General features: G+C 69.6%; 16 protein-coding genes. 3 read left to right on the forward strand and 13 right to left on the reverse strand.

The window, feature by feature from the left end:
• Positions 1-88 precede the first annotated feature (88 nt).
• Positions 89-850 carry an isoprenyl transferase gene (locus ACI2LP_RS11790; RefSeq protein ID WP_404724334.1) on the reverse strand — a complete coding sequence of 254 codons (762 nt, stop codon included), beginning with the start codon at positions 848-850 and terminating at the stop codon, positions 89-91.
• A 184-nt stretch (positions 851-1,034) separates the two neighbouring features.
• On the opposite strand from ACI2LP_RS11790, the gene mgrA reads away from it, so the two are divergent.
• Positions 1,035-2,072 (forward strand): L-glyceraldehyde 3-phosphate reductase, encoded by a 1,038-nt coding sequence (gene mgrA, locus ACI2LP_RS11795; protein WP_404724335.1) that lies wholly within the window; start codon positions 1,035-1,037, stop codon positions 2,070-2,072.
• 228 nt (positions 2,073-2,300) lie between these two features.
• Here mgrA and ACI2LP_RS11800 read toward each other — a convergent pair whose 3' ends face one another.
• A complete protein-coding gene (locus ACI2LP_RS11800; protein WP_404724336.1) occupies positions 2,301-2,648 on the reverse strand; it encodes a winged helix-turn-helix transcriptional regulator in 348 nt (115 codons plus the stop codon).
• A 133-nt stretch (positions 2,649-2,781) separates the two neighbouring features.
• Here ACI2LP_RS11800 and ACI2LP_RS11805 point away from each other — a divergent pair, with 133 nt between their 5' ends.
• Positions 2,782-3,936 (forward strand): winged helix DNA-binding domain-containing protein, encoded by a 1,155-nt coding sequence (locus tag ACI2LP_RS11805; protein ID WP_404724337.1) that lies wholly within the window; start codon positions 2,782-2,784, stop codon positions 3,934-3,936.
• On the opposite strand, the gene ACI2LP_RS11810 is transcribed toward ACI2LP_RS11805, so the two are convergent.
• Both ACI2LP_RS11810 and ACI2LP_RS11815 read right to left on the reverse strand, forming a co-directional pair.
• Positions 3,914-5,467, reverse strand: a complete 1,554-nt coding sequence (locus tag ACI2LP_RS11810) for a DUF2079 domain-containing protein (protein ID WP_404724338.1) — start codon at positions 5,465-5,467, stop codon at positions 3,914-3,916. The two genes, ACI2LP_RS11805 and ACI2LP_RS11810, sit on opposite strands and share 23 nt — an antisense overlap.
• A 121-nt stretch (positions 5,468-5,588) precedes the next feature.
• On the reverse strand, positions 5,589-6,389 hold the full coding sequence (locus tag ACI2LP_RS11815) for a prepilin peptidase (protein ID WP_404724339.1): 801 nt from the start codon (positions 6,387-6,389) through the stop codon (positions 5,589-5,591).
• A gap of 105 nt (positions 6,390-6,494) precedes the next feature.
• Between ACI2LP_RS11815 and ACI2LP_RS11820 the strand changes: the two genes are divergently transcribed.
• The gene (locus tag ACI2LP_RS11820; protein WP_404724340.1) at positions 6,495-6,854 is read left to right on the forward strand and encodes a DUF192 domain-containing protein; all 360 of its coding nucleotides are present in this window, start codon (positions 6,495-6,497) and stop codon (positions 6,852-6,854) included.
• 133 nt (positions 6,855-6,987) lie between these two features.
• On the opposite strand, the gene ACI2LP_RS11825 is transcribed toward ACI2LP_RS11820, so the two are convergent.
• The 9 genes from ACI2LP_RS11825 to ACI2LP_RS11865 all read right to left on the reverse strand — a co-directional run bounded on the left by ACI2LP_RS11825 (position 6,988) and on the right by ACI2LP_RS11865 (position 15,191).
• Positions 6,988-8,286, reverse strand: coding sequence for a hypothetical protein (locus ACI2LP_RS11825; protein ID WP_404724341.1), 1,299 nt, complete (start codon positions 8,284-8,286; stop codon positions 6,988-6,990).
• 116 nt (positions 8,287-8,402) lie between these two features.
• A complete protein-coding gene (locus tag ACI2LP_RS11830) occupies positions 8,403-9,029 on the reverse strand; it encodes an OmpA family protein (protein ID WP_404724342.1) in 627 nt (208 codons plus the stop codon).
• Positions 9,029-9,607 (reverse strand): hypothetical protein, encoded by a 579-nt coding sequence (locus ACI2LP_RS11835; RefSeq protein ID WP_404724343.1) that lies wholly within the window; start codon positions 9,605-9,607, stop codon positions 9,029-9,031. The genes ACI2LP_RS11830 and ACI2LP_RS11835 overlap by 1 nt, the downstream gene beginning before the upstream one ends.
• A gap of 44 nt (positions 9,608-9,651) precedes the next feature.
• A complete protein-coding gene (locus ACI2LP_RS11840; RefSeq protein WP_404724454.1) occupies positions 9,652-10,272 on the reverse strand; it encodes a pilus assembly protein TadG-related protein in 621 nt (206 codons plus the stop codon).
• A complete protein-coding gene (locus ACI2LP_RS11845; protein ID WP_404724344.1) occupies positions 10,269-10,541 on the reverse strand; it encodes a hypothetical protein in 273 nt (90 codons plus the stop codon). The genes ACI2LP_RS11840 and ACI2LP_RS11845 overlap by 4 nt, the downstream gene beginning before the upstream one ends.
• A 182-nt stretch (positions 10,542-10,723) precedes the next feature.
• Complete coding sequence (locus tag ACI2LP_RS11850; RefSeq protein WP_404724345.1) at positions 10,724-11,824, reverse strand: response regulator; 1,101 nt, start codon at positions 11,822-11,824, stop codon at positions 10,724-10,726.
• Positions 11,825-11,918: 94 nt separating this feature from the next.
• A complete protein-coding gene (locus ACI2LP_RS11855) occupies positions 11,919-13,274 on the reverse strand; it encodes a sensor histidine kinase (RefSeq protein ID WP_404724346.1) in 1,356 nt (451 codons plus the stop codon).
• Between the two features lie 7 nt (positions 13,275-13,281).
• Entirely contained in the window at positions 13,282-14,169 is an 888-nt protein-coding gene (locus ACI2LP_RS11860) for a DUF5936 domain-containing protein (RefSeq protein WP_404724347.1), read from the reverse strand.
• Between the two features lie 80 nt (positions 14,170-14,249).
• Positions 14,250-15,191, reverse strand: a complete 942-nt coding sequence (locus tag ACI2LP_RS11865; protein WP_404724348.1) for a type II secretion system F family protein — start codon at positions 15,189-15,191, stop codon at positions 14,250-14,252.
• Between the last annotated feature and the right edge of the window lie 45 nt (positions 15,192-15,236).

Raw genomic sequence — 15,236 nt, forward strand, 5'->3', positions numbered from 1 at the left:
GCAGCCATGCCATGGCATATGACGGCGCGTGGGTGAACGGGGGGTGACAGCGCTCACTCAGGTGCGCGGGAGTCGCGCGTGTCTCTCGTCAGGCGCCGTAGCGGCGGTGGCGGGCGGCGTAGTCGCGCAGCGCACGCAGGAAGTCGACCTTGCGGAAGGCCGGCCAGAAAACTTCGCAGAAGTAGTACTCCGAATGGGCGCTCTGCCAGAGCATGAAGCCGGACAGACGCTGCTCACCACTGGTGCGGATGACCAGGTCCGGGTCGGGCTGGCCGCGGGTGTAGAGGTGTTCGGAGATGTGTTCGACATCGACGATCTCGGCGAGCTCCTCGAAGCTCGTGCCCTTGTCGGCGTGCTCCAGCAGGAGGGAGCGGACCGCGTCGGCGATCTCCTGGCGGCCGCCGTAGCCGACGGCCACGTTCACGAGTATGCCGTCGATGCCGTCGGTCGCCTGTTCGGCTTCCTTCAGTACGGACTGGGTGCGGGCGGGCAGCAGGTCCAGCGTGCCGACGTGGTGGACGCGCCAGCGGCCGTCGGCGGCGAGGCCGCGGACCGTGTTCTCGATGATGCCGAGGAGCGGGATCAGCTCGTCCTCGGGCCGGTCGAAGTTGTCCGTGGACAGCATCCACAGCGTGACGACCTCGACATCGGTCTCGTGGCACCAGCCGAGGAATTCGGAGATCTTGTCGGCCCCGGCCTTGTGGCCCTGCGCGGCCGTACCGCCGGAGGCCTTGGCCCAGCGACGGTTGCCGTCCAGGATGACGCCGATGTGCTTGGGCACCTGGGCGTGGTCGAGTCGGCCTTCCACCCGGCGTGCGTAGAGCCCGTACACCAGGTCGCGCAAGTTCACTGAGTCCACCTCTCGGTTCCGTCGGGGATCGTCCGTCCCCTGGCGGGGTCCCGGGGACCGGTCCCCGCGAGATGCGGCACCGCTTCGCCCCTCCGGGCCGCAGTCCCCGAAGCCGCCACAGTACTGCGCACGGGCCACAGCGGCCCAACCCGGTCTGTCACAAGTCCGTGATAAGGAGGGATGCGTGACTGATACCCCTTCTTACCGAGCCGACACGGACCGCTACGCGTCGATGGAGTACCGGCGCAGCGGCCGCTCCGGGCTCAAGCTCCCCGCGATCTCGCTCGGCCTTTGGCACAACTTCGGCGACGACCGCGCCCTGGACTCGCAGCGCGCCATCCTGCGCCGCGCCTTCGACCTGGGTGTGACGCACTTCGACCTGGCGAACAACTACGGTCCACCGCCCGGCTCGGCCGAGCTCAATTTCGGCAAGATCTTTGCACAGGATTTCTCGCCATACCGTGATGAACTGGTTATTTCGACCAAAGCAGGCTATCTCATGCACCCCGGGCCCTACGGCGAGTGGGGTTCGCGGAAGTATCTGCTCTCCTCCCTCGACGCCTCCCTGAAGCGGACGGGCCTGGATTACGTCGACATCTTCTACTCCCACCGCTTCGACAAGGAGACTCCGCTCGAGGAGACGATGGGCGCGCTGGCCTCCGCCGTACAGCAGGGCAAGGCGCTGTACGTGGGCGTGTCGTCGTACAGCTCCGAGCAGAGTGCCGAGGCGGCCCGGCTGCTGAAGGAGATGGGCGTCCCCGCCCTCATCCACCAGCCCTCGTACTCGATGATCAACCGCTGGATCGAGGACGACGGACTGCTCGACACACTGGAGAGCGCCGGCATGGGATGCATCTCCTTCGTGCCGCTCGCGCAGGGCCTGCTCACCAACAAGTACCTCAAGGGCATCCCGGAGGGCTCGCGGGCCACCCAGGGCAAGTCCCTGGACCCGAACCTGCTCTCCGAGGAGGTTCTGCGGCGGCTGAGGGGTCTGAACGACATCGCGGCCGCGCGCGGTCAGTCCCTCGCCCAGCTGGCGATCTCCTGGGTGCTGCGAGACCCGCGGATGACTTCCGCGCTGATCGGCGCGTCCAGCGTGCGGCAGCTGGAGGAGAACGTCGCGGCGCTGGCCGGACCGCCGCTGAGCGCGGAGGAGTTGAAGGAGATCGACACCTTCGCGGTCGACACCGAGGGCACCAACATCTGGGCCGGGCGGAGCTGACGGGCGGAACCGGGAAGAGAAAACGGGCCGGTCCGTGGGGGGGATACGGACCGGCCCGAGGGGGGGTTTCCACCATAACCCTTCGTACGTCCTGCTGGGTGCCACGCCATGCCGCAACCATGCTGCGGATTCCGCGTACAGCGCACGGTCGGCGGCGGACCGCTGCCGGGGCCGTACCCCACAAGAGCGACCCCCGCATACGGGCGCCAGGTTGACGGCGGGTCAGGCCTACGACTGGCGGGCTTTGTTGGCGAGAATCCGCTCCATGAAGGTGTCACCCCACTCGCCGAGCGGGAGCAGAGCGGTGTTGAGCGCCTGGCCCATTTCGGTGAGGGAGTACTCGACGCGCGGCGGTACCTCCCGGTACACCTCGCGGTGGACGATGCCGTCCGCCTCCAGCTCGCGCAGCTGCTGGATGAGCATCTTCTCGCTGACGCCGCTCACCCGGCGCTTCAACTCTCCGAAGCGGTACGTCCCGTCGTGCAGCACCCACAGGATGAGGGGCTTCCACTTTCCGCCGACGACGTCCACAGCCGCGTCGAGGCCGCAGCGGTAGGAAGTCTTGATCTTGGCCACCGCAACTCCTCGCAGATGTACGACACTTGGCGACACTTACCGTTTCGCCAGTACACCACCGTACGAGGGCGAGGCCCGAGCCAGAGCGGTAATGCGGACAGAAACTGGCCTAATTCGGCCCTAGAGTCGTCCCATGACGACGCACAGTGTGACGTGGACCGGGGCCAACGCCCGCCGGATGCTGCGCCAGGGGCTGGCCGAACCCGCCAAGAGCTCCCCCACCGCGATGGCCGCCGCCATGCTCGGCGCGCATGCGCAGGTGCTGTCCGCCGCCGAGCTGTCACTCGCGCTGCGGCTGGACGGCGGCGCGACCCGGGCCGATGTGCGCGAGGCGCTGTGGACGGAGCGCAGCCTGGTGAAGACGTACGGACCGCGCGGCACGGTCCATCTGCTGGCCACGGCGGATCTGCCGATGTGGACCGGGGCGCTGTCCGCGATCCCGTCCGGCGCGAGCCCGATGCCGGCGGACGTACGGATGACCGCCGAGCAGACCGATGAGGTCGTCGCGGCCATCGGGGACGCACTCGCCGGTGCCGAGCTGACGATCGACGAGCTGACGGATGCGATCGTGGCGCGCACCGGGCCGTGGGCCGGGGACCGGGTGATGGACGCCTTCCAGGACAAGTGGCCGCGCTGGCGGCAGATGACGCACACGGCCGCGCACCGCGGGGTGCTTGCCTTCGGGCCCAACCGCGGCCGCAAAGTGACCTACACCAGCCCCGGCGTGACCCCCATGGAGTCAGCCGCCGCGCTTTCGGAGCTCGTACGGCGGTATCTGCACGCCTACGGGCCCGCAACGCCGCAGCACTTCGCCAAGTGGCTTGCCACTCCGAAGAGTTGGGCTGATGAGCTGTTCACGACCCTGGCGGGCGAGGGAACGATCGAGGAGGTGGCGTTCGAGGGAAGCCCCGCGTGGGTGGCGGCCGGTGACACGGCCTTCCCCGACGCGCCGCCACGGGGTGTGCGGCTGCTGCCGTACTTCGACGCGTACACCATCGCCTCCCAGCCCCGCGAGCTGCTCTTCCCCGGTGCCGCCTACGAGCGGGCGCTGGCCGGCGGACAGGCCGGGAACTACCCGGTGGTGCTGGTGGACGGGACCGTCGCCGGCGTCTGGCACCAGCGGCGGTCCGGGCGGCGGATCGCGGTGACGGTGGAGCCGATCGGGGCTGGGCCGGCCTCCGCCGCCGCACGCGGTGAGCTGACGCAGCAGGTGCGGCGGGTCGGCGAAGTTCTGGAAGGCCGGGCGGAGTTGACGGTGGGGAGGGTCACGGTCGGGCCGCATGCCTGAGACGCAGCAGGGTGATGCCGTCGCGCTGGGCAATGCGCTCGTAGCCGTACCTGCGCTGTGCCAGGCCGAGTTCGGCCACCTGCTGCGCGAGCGGATAGGGCCAGTGGCCCGTGCGGTACGGCCAGGCCTCGGGCGCCCTGCTGTCGTGAATGATCCACTCGGCGGTGGGGCGGGGCAGCCGCTTCGTGTCGTACTCATAGAGCCGCGCGCGGACCGGGAAGGTCGGGAAGAGAACCACCTCGCAGCGTGAAGTGAGTTGCGGGGCGAGGCGGTTGGAGGCCGCGACGGTGGCGCCGTCGGGGATTTTCGCGATGAGTGAGCGGGCGGCCTCGATATGGGGGGTCGTCTGCCAGGTGGCGCGCTGGGCCAGCTGGGCGAGGGGGAACGACGGCAGCATGACGACGGTGACCGCGAGGACCGTGACGAGCGAGGCGCGGATGTGGCGGGCGGCGAGCGGATGATCCGCGCCGCGCCACTGCCGCAGCGTGTCGATGAGCCCGGCGGAGACGACCGGCATCAGTACGGCGCTGTAGTGGAAGGACGTGCCCCAGTGGAAGCCGTTCTGGGACAGCATCCGCCAGGCCAGTGTGGGCAGGGCGAGCAGCGCGAGCGGTGAGCGCAGGGCGAGCAGCGCGGACGGCGCGAAGACCAGGATCAGGGTCATGGCCTTGATGTCGGGGCGCAGCGCGTCGAGCGGGGCGAAGGCGATCGTGGTGAGCAGCGAACTGTGTGTGCCCTCGGCCAGGTTCTCGCCATGGGCGTAGCCGCCCGCCGGATTGAAGGCGGGCAGCAGCAGCTCGATCTCGATCGCCGAGGCGAGCAGGCCGGCCGCCGCGGTGACGAGGCCGAGCCGGCGCGGGCCCTTCCAGGCGACGTAGCAGCCGAGCGCGGCGAGGGTGAGCCCCAGGTCCTCCTTGACCAGCACCAGCGGTGCCGCCCAGGCGACCGCCGGGACCCAGCGACGTCGGGCCAGCGCCTCCAGGGCGAAGGAGAGCAGCGGCACGGCGAGCGCGACCTCGTGGAAGTCGAAGGCGGCGGCGGATGCGATGCCCCAGCTCAGGCCGTAGCCGAGGGCGACGGCATGCGCCGGACGGCGGCCGAGCACGCGCAGCGCCCGGCGCACGAGCGGCACGGCGGCCAGCGCGAGCAACGAGGACTGGGCGAGCAGCAGGCACAGGGGGGACGGCCACAGGCGGTAGAGGGGGGCGAGGACGGCGAGCGCCGGATGGAAGTGGTCGCCGAGCAGATTGAACTTCTCACCGCGCAACGGCACGATGGGCGGCCGCAGTTGGGAGTAGGCGCGTACGGCCTGCTCGAAGATGCCGAGGTCGTAGCCGGTGGTGCGCAGCAGCAGGTGGCGCCGTACGGCGACGGTGGCGTAGAGCAGAAAGAACGCCGCCGCCCAGGTCCAGGGGAGCAGGGCGGCGGGGAAGCGGGCAGTCGGGCGGGATCCGGGTTCCGGCGAAGGGGCGGGGACGGGGGACCGCAGCAGTCCACGTCGCGCCACCGCATTGTCAGAAAATGTCCGCATGCATCCGGATGCTAGACGGGCCTGACGGCGCCGGACGGGCTTGACCGCCTCGATGAGGAAGCGCGTCGCCGAGCCGTGCGGCGGCGGTGCCACGCCGTGGCCGAGCCGTGCGCAGCCGGTGCTACCTCGTCGCCGCGAGGGCTCCGAGCAGCAGACCGCACAGCGCCCCCGCGATCATGAAGGGCCCGAAGGGGATCGAGGTCTTGCGGCCGGCGCGGCGCAGGGCCATCAGACCGAGGCCGTACAGCGAGCCGAGCAGAAACCCGGAGAAGGCGCCGAAGAAAAGGACCGTCCAGCCGTACCAGCCGAGGACGACACCGAGCGAGAGCGCGAGTTTGACGTCGCCGAAGCCCATGCCGTTCGGGTGGATCAGGAAGAGCACCAGGTAGGCGGCCCCGAGGACGAGCCCGCCGAGCAACGCGGCGGGCCAGGAGCCCGCGGCGCCGGGGAACAGTGCGGCGAGCCCGAGCAGGGCGGCGGCCGCGGCGGCCAGCGGGAGGGTGAGCTGGTCGGGCAGCCGGTGGACCGTGCGGTCGACGACGGCTAGCAGTACGGCGAAGGGCGTCAGCAGCAGCCAGACGGCCAGCTCGGGGCGCGGCCCGGTGGCGGCGGCGAGGACGGCGCAGCTGACGGCGGTGACGAGGGGGACGGTGTACCGGGGCGGCGCGTCGGGCTCTCGTGTCGCCGCACCGTCGGCCGTACGGACCGGAACGGCCGTGGCACAGACCGCAGGGACCGCACAGGCTGCACACGAAGAGCCGCCGAGCCAGCCCCCAGCGGGCCCGGTGAAGGGGTGCCCGGCGGGGCACGCGTCCCGCCACGCCTCCCCCGGCTCGACGGAGAGCCGGTACGCGGCGCGCGGGACGAGCAGCCCGGCGGCGGCGCCCCAGAGGACGGCGACGGCGATCAGCGTGGCGTACACGGCAGCGAGCGTAGGCGGCCGGTCCGGGTCCGGTCATGGGCCCTGGGGCCCACTCCTGGCGCTCCAGGGCCCATGACCGCACGCCGGGCGCTACGGTCTACGACCATGGCTGGACGGCATCAATGGCACGGCGGCACAGGGACGTTGAGGGTTTCCGGACGGGATGCGGCGGTGCCGGTGGAGATCGCGGCCACGTACGGGCCGCGGCGGCGGGGGCTGCTGGGGCGGGACGGGATCGAGGGCGCGATCCTGCTGACGCCGTGCAACAGCGTGCACACCTTCCGGATGCGCTTCGCCATCGATGTGGCGTATCTGGACAAGGAGTTGAGGGTCGTCGACCTAAATGTGATGGAGCCGGGGCGGCTCGGCAGGCCACGGCTGAGGGCGCGGCATGTACTGGAGGCGGAGGCGGGGGCGATGGCCGGCTGGGGCCTGCGCCCGGGTGTGCAGGTGATGATTGCCTGAGCTCAGCGAGCTCAGCCACCTGTACGCAGCCACCTGTGGGGTCAGTCGTGGCGACGGCTCAGACCTGTTGGGCGGGCCGGGCGACGTGGCCACGGCTCCTGTTGGGCGCGGCGCGGGTCGTCGCGGTGGCGGCTCAGAGCTCCCACGGCGACGGGACCTGTTCCGTCGCCTCTCCGCGACGCCCGACAAGCGCCCACGCGCCGAGCCCCAGCAGCAGTACCGTCCCCAGTCCGATCGCCCCGATGCCGAGCGCCTTCAGCGCCGCGTTCTCCGCGCCGCCGTCCTCGATGCGGCCCTCCTGGGCGGCCGCCCGGTCCGCGTCCGTGATGCCGAACCCGGCCGCCGTCGCGTCCCCGTCGTACGCCGGGCCCTGCTGTGGCTCGCCCCCGATGCCCACGCGCAGGGTCATGGGGAGGGTGCTGTCGATCTGGCGGTCGAGGGTGACCCTCACGTAGTACCAGCCGGAGAAGCGCATCGCGCCCGTGTCGTCCTGGGCCGAGACACGGTTGGAGAAGGCGGCCGGAGCAGTGCCGAAGCCGACCGCCGCGGGCTTGCCCAGGTAGTTGGTGTCTGCGCTCCGCACGAATCCACGGGCGGTGTTGAACAGGGACAGCCGCAGCCCGCCGACCACCACCGGCGCCTGTTCGGTCGTCGTATTCGCGAACTCCGCGTCGAGGAACAGCTGCTGCCCCCAGTCGACCGGCACCTTGTAGAAGCGGCTCTCACCGGGGCTCAGTTCGTCCTTCCAGGCCCCTTGTCCCACCGCGGGCGCATCGTTGAAGCCGGTGCCGCCGCTCACACCCTTTGCTGTCCCGGCAGCGGGCTCGGGTGCCTGCGTACCCCATGTGGACGGCGCCGACGGCACCACCGCCCCGGCCTTCAGCCCCGGCTCCGTCATGTACTTCAGCTCCACTGGCCAGCCACCTGTGCCCGGGCCGCTGCCGGAACCGGTCCATTCGACGCTGTAGAGATAGTCGCCCGCGCTCTGGCATTCCCGGCCGTCCCCGATGCGCCGGGTGGCGTAGTCGGCGATGGGACGGGAGGTGGCGCTGCCGAAGCTGACCTCGTTGCTGACGCTGCACTTCACGCCGTCGGTGGACTCCAGCGTGACCCGGATTCCGTCCGTGGGCTGCACCGCGCTCCCGGGCGGTGGAGCGAGAACGGCCGAGACGTAGGCATTGGTCCTGGCATCCAGTTCCACCCGGTAGTACTTCTTCTGCCCGGCGGAGATGGTGTCGGTGTACGTCCCCGGCCGCAGCCTCGGCCCATCGGTACTCGCCGCGGCTCCTCGTACGGGAATGGCGCCCTGAGCCGTCCGGTACGGCGCCAGGTTCTCCGGCCCGACCGGAGACGAGGCCTCGACCGGCACGGCCGCCAAACCGAGGGTACAGAGGGCCAGCACGATGACCGCTCCGGCTCTGCCACTTGTCACTGATCCGCTCTCCTCCGCACCCGACCAGTCTGCACGCACAGGTCTGCCCGCCAGGTCTGCCCGCACAGGCGAGGGCCGGCCCGCGGCATGCTGCGGGCCGGCCCTCGCCGGGACTTTCACCCCTTGGGGAAGGAAACCTCGACCCGGCGGTTCTTCTTGCGTCCTTCTTCGGTCGCGTTGTTCGCGATGGGGTACTGCTCGCCGTACCCACGGATCTCATAGGTGATGCCGAGGGAACTCAACTGCTGTGACAGCACACTGTGTACGGCGACCGCGCGCTGCTTCGACAGCACGTCACCGTGCTCGGAGGTACCGAGATCGTCGGTGAAGCCGAAGACGCGGACCTTCTTGGCGTCCTGATTCTTGATCTCCGCGGCGATCGCGGCGATGCGGGCGTTCGCCTCGCTGGAGAGCTTCGCGCTGTCCTTGCCGAAGAGGACTTCGGCCTGAAGGGCGAACGTGATGTCGGCGTTGGTGTCCTCGCGGCGCTCCTCGCCGCCGATCTCCTCGACGACCGACTTGATGTCGATCACCTTGGGCGCGGCGAGAGTTGCCCCTTCAGGGAGCTTGAGGTCGGAGTCCTTGGCATCGATCTGGACGGGCGCGGAAGCCGACGGGGTGGGATACGGTCCGTCCTCGGCCACGGCATCCACGGGACCCACAAGGCCCAGAGAGAGGGCGCCCACGAGGACGGTCACCGCCGAGCGCGAGCGGCGCCGGGTGTGGGTGGTGGGGGCGCTCATCAGGAGATCTCGATCGTCGTGCTGGGGAACCCCGGGAGCTGGAGGGCGACCTTCGTAGTGGAGGTCGGCGGCGCGGGGAACTGGGCGAAGAAGGTGAGAATCTGACCGGGCTTGATGTAGCTGTTGTAGGCATACGTGGTCAGGGGGCGGTTGTCGGTGTCGCGCAGTACGTAGTAGCGCTTCCTGCCCTTGGAATCGACTAGCGTCATTCCCGCGAATGAGTTGCCCGTAGCTGCTACAGACTGCTCCAGGCCGTTCCAGCTCACGGGTACGGTGTACCCCTCACTGCCAGGGTTCTTGAACTGTCCGTCCACAGTGAGAAATCCGCCGTCATCACGCTTTGCTGAATAGACGGCCAGCTCCAGCCCTCCATCGCCTTTGACGTTCGCGATGGGGTCTCCGGACGTGGGCGCGGTCGCGTTGTCGCTCTTCCCGTCATCGCTCTTGTCCGGGGCCGAGGAAGAGGAGGCCGGCTCCTTGCCCTTGTCCTCTCCACCGTCACCCCCGCAAGCGGTCAGCGAAAAGGTCAGGGCCGCAGAGAGCAACGCAGCCGCCCCGGCCCGGCGCATGGTCCTCATGTGCCGCATACTCATCAATCCTGTTCCTTTGCACTCATTCGAGGTCAGTCCTCGGCCAGTCGGACGGTGAAGAGGTCCGCAACGTCGGGAAGCAGCTCCAGGTGCCCGGGGTCGATCTCCCACTCCTGGGTATCGCAGACGAGCTTGCCCAGAGGCGGCTTCTCCTTCTCGTCCCCACTCCCGGGAGGCCCCTTTGACTCATCCGGCTCACGAGGCGTGAAGGCGCAGCGGGGCTCGACCACAGCCGTGGCTCTGGCCGTCGCGTGCCGGTCTGCCGTCCCCTCGACGATGTTGTCCCCCATTGGCTTGAGGGACGTGGCCTCCACGGTGAAACCCCAGCGCCCGTCCGTGAGCTGGGTGCAGCCAACGCTCGCGTCGTTGCGGGCGGCGAACCGAGTGGCTTCCAAGCAGCCGTTGGCCGTCCCTGTCACATCTCCGTCGAAAAGGCCTGGCAAGTCATTGACGAAATCCGCCAGATCCAGTTGGTCCCTGGACTCCTGGGCGGCCGCCAGGGCAGCGGCGTCGGCCGCCGTCTGGGTGCCGTTGCGGCTGATGTCCGCCTGACCGAACGCGAGGTATACGAGCGCAAAAAAGAGCAGGCCAACCACCGCTGTGATGTACAGCGGTGTGGCCTGCCCCGTGTCTGTCTGTACTGGCAGAATCAGCCGGCTCCGCCGCCCCCTCCACCACCGCCCCCACCGCCGCTGTTGAGGACCGAGTTGATCTTCTCCCGGAACGTGTTTGCGATCTGAGTACCCATGTTGGTCTGCAGCAACAGCACCACGATGGCCACCACCAGAATCGTGATGCCCACATACTCGATCGCGCCCTGACCCCTGTCCTTGCGGCTCTTGATGCCCTCGAGGACCGAGTCCCTCCAGCCGGCCACATAGACCCTGGCCGCTGTCGCGGCCTTCAGCCCGACGTCCGTCATGGCGTTCCCCTCCGGTTTTGTACGACTCCCTGATGTCGGCTCTCCCGTTTCCGGCTTCCCCCTGACCGGACCCGGCGACACCGGAAACGTACGACTGTAAGGAATCGCCCGCCATGGGCCTCAGGGCCCAACTCCGGGCCCAAACCCCGGGCTGGGCCCTCTGCCAACGGGGCGGCACACGCTCAGCCATGCGCTGCCGACCCCCCTCGCGCAACGGCGTGCCAGATGGCGATGGCTTCGCCGCGGCTCCCCGCGTTCAGCTTGCCGAAGATGCGGTTGATGTGGTTCTTGACGGTCTTCTGGCTGATGAAGCAGGACGCGGCGATCTGCTGGTTGGTCATGCCGGACGCAATCAGCTCCATCACCTCCACCTCCCGTCGGCTCAGCTCCGTGATCACTCCGCGCAGCCCTGCGGCCACTCCGCGGCCCCGAGACGAATGTGCCACATCCGCTTGCGAAAGCGAAGGCATTCGAGCAAATCCCTGTGCCACCAGGTCGGCTGGAAAGGCAGCTGGCGACTGGCTCGTTGACCGGTCGCCCGCAGCGTGTGGGTCCGCGCCGTACACGGACGCAGACGGTTGCTCGGGCGAAGCCGACCGTTGGCAGGGGCCGGTGAACGCCGTGCCCAGACCGTCGGGCAACGCCGGGCCGCGGCCCCCGCCCGCCCCCTCGTCCCGCACCCTCGCCAGCAGTGCGCTGGAGGCCGAGTGCGTGAAGTGCACCCGGCCCAGCTTGATCTCCCGTACTGCGGTGACGAGTTGGTCGGCGGTGAATTCGCCGTGTACGAGATAGCCGCCCGCGCCCAGGCGCAGCGCCTCGTGGACGATCTCGCTCTCCCGGCTGTAGGTCATCATCAGCACCGGGGCCAGTCGCACCAGGTGCGGCAGGGCCGATATACCGTCGACGCCGGGCATGCGGACGTCCAACAGTACGACATCCGGGCGGAGTTGGACCGCGGCCTCGTAGGCCTGACGTCCGTCCGCCGCCTCCGCGACGACCTCGAGGTCGTCGCGGCCCTGGAGCAGAACGGTCAGGCCCGCCCGTACGACCGGGTTGTCGTCGGCGACGACAACGCGCAGGGGCGGGGCCTTGGGCATGCGGGCCGGTCCCGGCAGGGCGGGGAACTCGCCGGTGGGTACGGGTGATGCGGGTGGCGCGGAGGCCGGGGGAATGCCCGTGGTGTGGCCGGAGCTGACCGGGGTGGCGTGCGAGGACGTGTGCTGCGAGACATGGGACTGCTGGGTCCAGTTCTGCCCCGAGCTGTGGGAGATGTCGTCCGGCATGCTGCAGCCTCGTCTCGGAAGTGGGGGACGGTGGGTTGGGTTGAGGTAGTGAGCAGGTCAGTGAACAGATCGGTGAACAAATCGGTTGAGCAGGTCAGTTGAGCAGCGGGGTCCGGTGGTGCGCGGGCCGAGCTGGTTGCGTGGGGATGCCGGGCGCGAGTCTCAGTACGGCGGCAGGCAGGTCCAGGCGGACTTCGGTGCCCTTCGCCGCCCGGCCTCTGCCGATCCGGATACGGGCCCCGATGGCGGCGGCACGCTCGACCATGCCGACCAGGCCGAAGTGGCCCGCCCGCCGCAGGTCTTCCAGTGTGGTCCCGGGAGGTAAGCCCTGCCCGTCGTCGTACACGCTGATTCTCAGCACCTCGCCCACAAGTCCCGCCGAGACGTCCAGACAGGTGGGGTGCGCATGGCGATAGGCGTTCTCCATGGCCTCGGTGGCGATGGTCAGGGCCTGCCGGGCGACCGCCTGGGGCACCGGCGGCACGGGGATGTCGCCGAGCCCGCGGAAGCCGGCCCGCATGCCGTGGCGGCGGGCGAAGTCCTCCGTCCTGGCGCGGAGTTCGGCAAGGATGTCGACCCCGCCGTCCAGGCCGGACTCGCGGCGCAGATCCGACAGGAGCTCGCGTGATTCGGTCGCGGCCCGGCGGGCCGAGCGGGCCACCAGCTCGGCCTGGTGCCTGACGGTCAGCGGGTCCATCCTGTCGGCGGTGCGGGCGAGGCCGTCGGCCGCCAGTGCCAGGCCGTGGAGCGTCTTGGCGACGGAGTCGTGCATCTCGCGGGCGAGCCGGGCCCGCTCCTCCTCCACCGCGTCGCTGACGGCGAGCCGGGCCCGGGTCTCGGTGAGCGCCTGGGACGCGGCGCCGAATCCGAGCAGGAGGTTGCGCAGCGTGCTGCCGACGGCTCCCGCCATCACACAGAGGCCGACCATCAGCAGCGCCGACGCGTCCGCCTCGATCTCCTGGTTGATGGCGTAGGCGGCGGCGAGCAGCAGGGACTGGAGCGGCGCGAAGATCGCGGCACCGCGCCACCCGTACACGAGCCCGGCGAGGAGCGGGGTGCAGAACGTGACGTAGGTGAGCGTGGAACCCGGCGAGGCGGAGAACAGCAGCAGTGCCCCGAACAGCATGTCGACGGCGAGCAGCGAAGGGTGCCGCAGCAGCACGGGGCCGAAGCGCTCCCAGTCGCGCAGCAGCACATAGGACACCATGACCGTGACGAGAACGGCCGCGCCCACCAGCCAGCCGCCCAGCCCCCGGTCGACGCGTGCGAGGGCGAACGGGGTGGCGAGCGCGGTCATGGCCAGGCGGAAGCCGAACAGCTGGCGGCACAGCGCCTGGAGCGCGTTGACCTGGATCGGCAGCGACGGCACATGTCCCGGGGCGCTCGCGGGCGCGCTCGTCCCGGCCCCACCGGTCAGCGCCGTCCTGGTCGGCCGCGGAACCCGTCCCATGTCCGGTTCAGCCTCCGAAGATGTCGCTGAAATTGACGTTGGCGGCGTAGTAGAAGCCGACCACGATCAGGATCATCGTCCCCGGGAGCATGAAGCTGGTGACGATGAGCGTGGCTTTGGGGACGGCCTTGGCTGCTTTGCGGCGGGCGTTCTGCGCGTCGGTCCTGCGCATGTCGTTGGCGATCTGGATGAGGGTGTCGACGATCGGCGCTCCGAGTTCCTCGCCCTGCTGCAGCGCGGACACGAACATCGACACCTGCTCCGACTGGTTCCGTCTGCGCAGCTGCTCGAAGGCCTCGCGCCTGCTCACTCCCATGTCCATCTGGCGCAGGGTGATCCGCAGTTCGTCCGCCCAGGGCCCCTCGTACTTCTCCGCGACACGCTCCAGGGCCTGCCGGAACCCGAGTCCTGCGGAGACCACGACGGCGAGGACGTCGAGGAAGTCCGGGAGCGTGCGCTCGATGTCGTCCTTGCGCCTGCTGATGGCCGCCCACAGGAGTATGTCGGTCCAGAACAGGCCGTACAGGACGAAGAACACGGCGAGTACGAACCGGCCGTTCATCAGCATGCCGAGGGCCACCAGTGAGCCGAGGCCGCCGTACACGGCGCGCCGGGCGGCGTAGCGGTCGACGGTCAGACCGCCCGGGTTGCCCGCCATGTCCAGCTTCCGACGGACCGCGTCGACCCGCTTGGGCCCCATCATGCGCAGGACGTACGGGGCGTACCGCATACCCAGGCGGTCGATGACGGAACCTGTTGCGGTGGTGCGGGTGGCGCCTACCTCCAGCGCGACGGCGAGGTCGCCGGGGAGCTTTGCCTCGGCGCGGTACATGCGCACGCCCAGGAAGGCTCCGTAGACGGCGAGTCCGATGACGGCCGCGAGCAGCAGTCCCATGGTGTACTCCCTCCCTTCGGATACGGATCGTCAGACGGACACGGACCGGATACGGACACGGATTCAGATACGGACATGGATCAGATACGGACGCGGGTGAGGCGGTTGATGAGGAAGAAGCCGAGCGCGTAGAGGCCCGCCGAGACGAGCACGGCGAGCCTGCCGACCAGGGCGCTGGTCATGTCGTCGAGGGCGCCGGACCGCATCCCGTTGATGAGCAGCAGGAAGCCCGTGCCGAGCACCGGGACCGCCACCGCGGTCACCTTGACCTGCGAGAGCAGGGTGGTGACCTCGCGGCGGGTCTCCTTGCGCTCCTCCAGGGTCTCGGTGAGATTGCGCAGCGAGGAGACGATGGTGCCGCCGGCCCGGTTGGACAGGATGAGGGTGGTGACGAGAACGGTCAGCTCGCGCGACGGCAGACGCGCGGCGAGATCGTTCAGCGCGTCGTCGAGCGACCGGCCCAGAGCCAGCTGATCGGTCACGCGCCGCAGCTCTTCCCTGGCCGGATCGTCAAGCTCCTCCACGGCCATGCCGATGGCTGTGCGCAGCGCGAGACCGGCCTGGGTGGCATTGGCCAGTACCCGGGTGAGTTCGGGGAGCTGGTTGATGAACGCTTCGGTGCGCTTGGCGCGTTGCCAGTCGAGGAACCCGTTGGCGCCCCAGATCCCGATGACGGCGGCGATGATCCCGAAGAAGGGCGCGAAGACCGATGCGGCGATGAGGTAGAGGGCGAGCAGTGCGCCGAGTACGGAGACGAAGTACTCGCCCGGAGTCAGGTCGAGGCCGGTCGCGGAGATCTTGCGCTCGATGCGCCTGCCGAGGCGTGTCCTGCGCAGCCACCGGTCGACGCCCCTGAACCGACGGCGTCGGCCGCTCTCGATCGCGAGCTGTCCGCTCTGGGTCATCCGCTCCAGCAGGGCCTGCCGTTGAGCCTGTCCCGATGCGTAGACATGCACGCCGACGACGGCGAGCACACAGCCGAGCAATGTGACGGCCATCGTCAGGAGCGGGAGGTTATTCATCTCGGGCGGGGCCTTCTGTGTGAGCGGACGGGGGCGGACTGCTGC

The organism is Streptomyces sp. NPDC019890 (assembly GCF_044903445.1).
Taxonomy (GTDB): domain Bacteria; phylum Actinomycetota; class Actinomycetes; order Streptomycetales; family Streptomycetaceae; genus Streptomyces.

What these genes read in the sequence shown, in the direction of transcription:
- ACI2LP_RS11805 (WP_404724337.1), top strand. Translation starts at nt 2,782, where the DNA reads ATGACGACGCACAGTGTGACGTGGACCGGGGCCAACGCCCGCCGGATG.
- ACI2LP_RS11810 (WP_404724338.1), bottom strand. Translation starts at nt 5,467, where the DNA reads ATGCGGACATTTTCTGACAATGCGGTGGCGCGACGTGGACTGCTGCGG.
- ACI2LP_RS11820 (WP_404724340.1), top strand. Translation starts at nt 6,495, where the DNA reads ATGGCTGGACGGCATCAATGGCACGGCGGCACAGGGACGTTGAGGGTT.
- ACI2LP_RS11830 (WP_404724342.1), bottom strand. Translation starts at nt 9,029, where the DNA reads ATGAGCGCCCCCACCACCCACACCCGGCGCCGCTCGCGCTCGGCGGTG.
- ACI2LP_RS11835 (WP_404724343.1), bottom strand. Translation starts at nt 9,607, where the DNA reads ATGAGGACCATGCGCCGGGCCGGGGCGGCTGCGTTGCTCTCTGCGGCC.
- ACI2LP_RS11845 (WP_404724344.1), bottom strand. Translation starts at nt 10,541, where the DNA reads ATGACGGACGTCGGGCTGAAGGCCGCGACAGCGGCCAGGGTCTATGTG.
- ACI2LP_RS11850 (WP_404724345.1), bottom strand. Translation starts at nt 11,824, where the DNA reads ATGCCGGACGACATCTCCCACAGCTCGGGGCAGAACTGGACCCAGCAG.
- ACI2LP_RS11855 (WP_404724346.1), bottom strand. Translation starts at nt 13,274, where the DNA reads ATGGGACGGGTTCCGCGGCCGACCAGGACGGCGCTGACCGGTGGGGCC.
- ACI2LP_RS11860 (WP_404724347.1), bottom strand. Translation starts at nt 14,169, where the DNA reads ATGGGACTGCTGCTCGCGGCCGTCATCGGACTCGCCGTCTACGGAGCC.
- ACI2LP_RS11865 (WP_404724348.1), bottom strand. Translation starts at nt 15,191, where the DNA reads ATGAATAACCTCCCGCTCCTGACGATGGCCGTCACATTGCTCGGCTGT.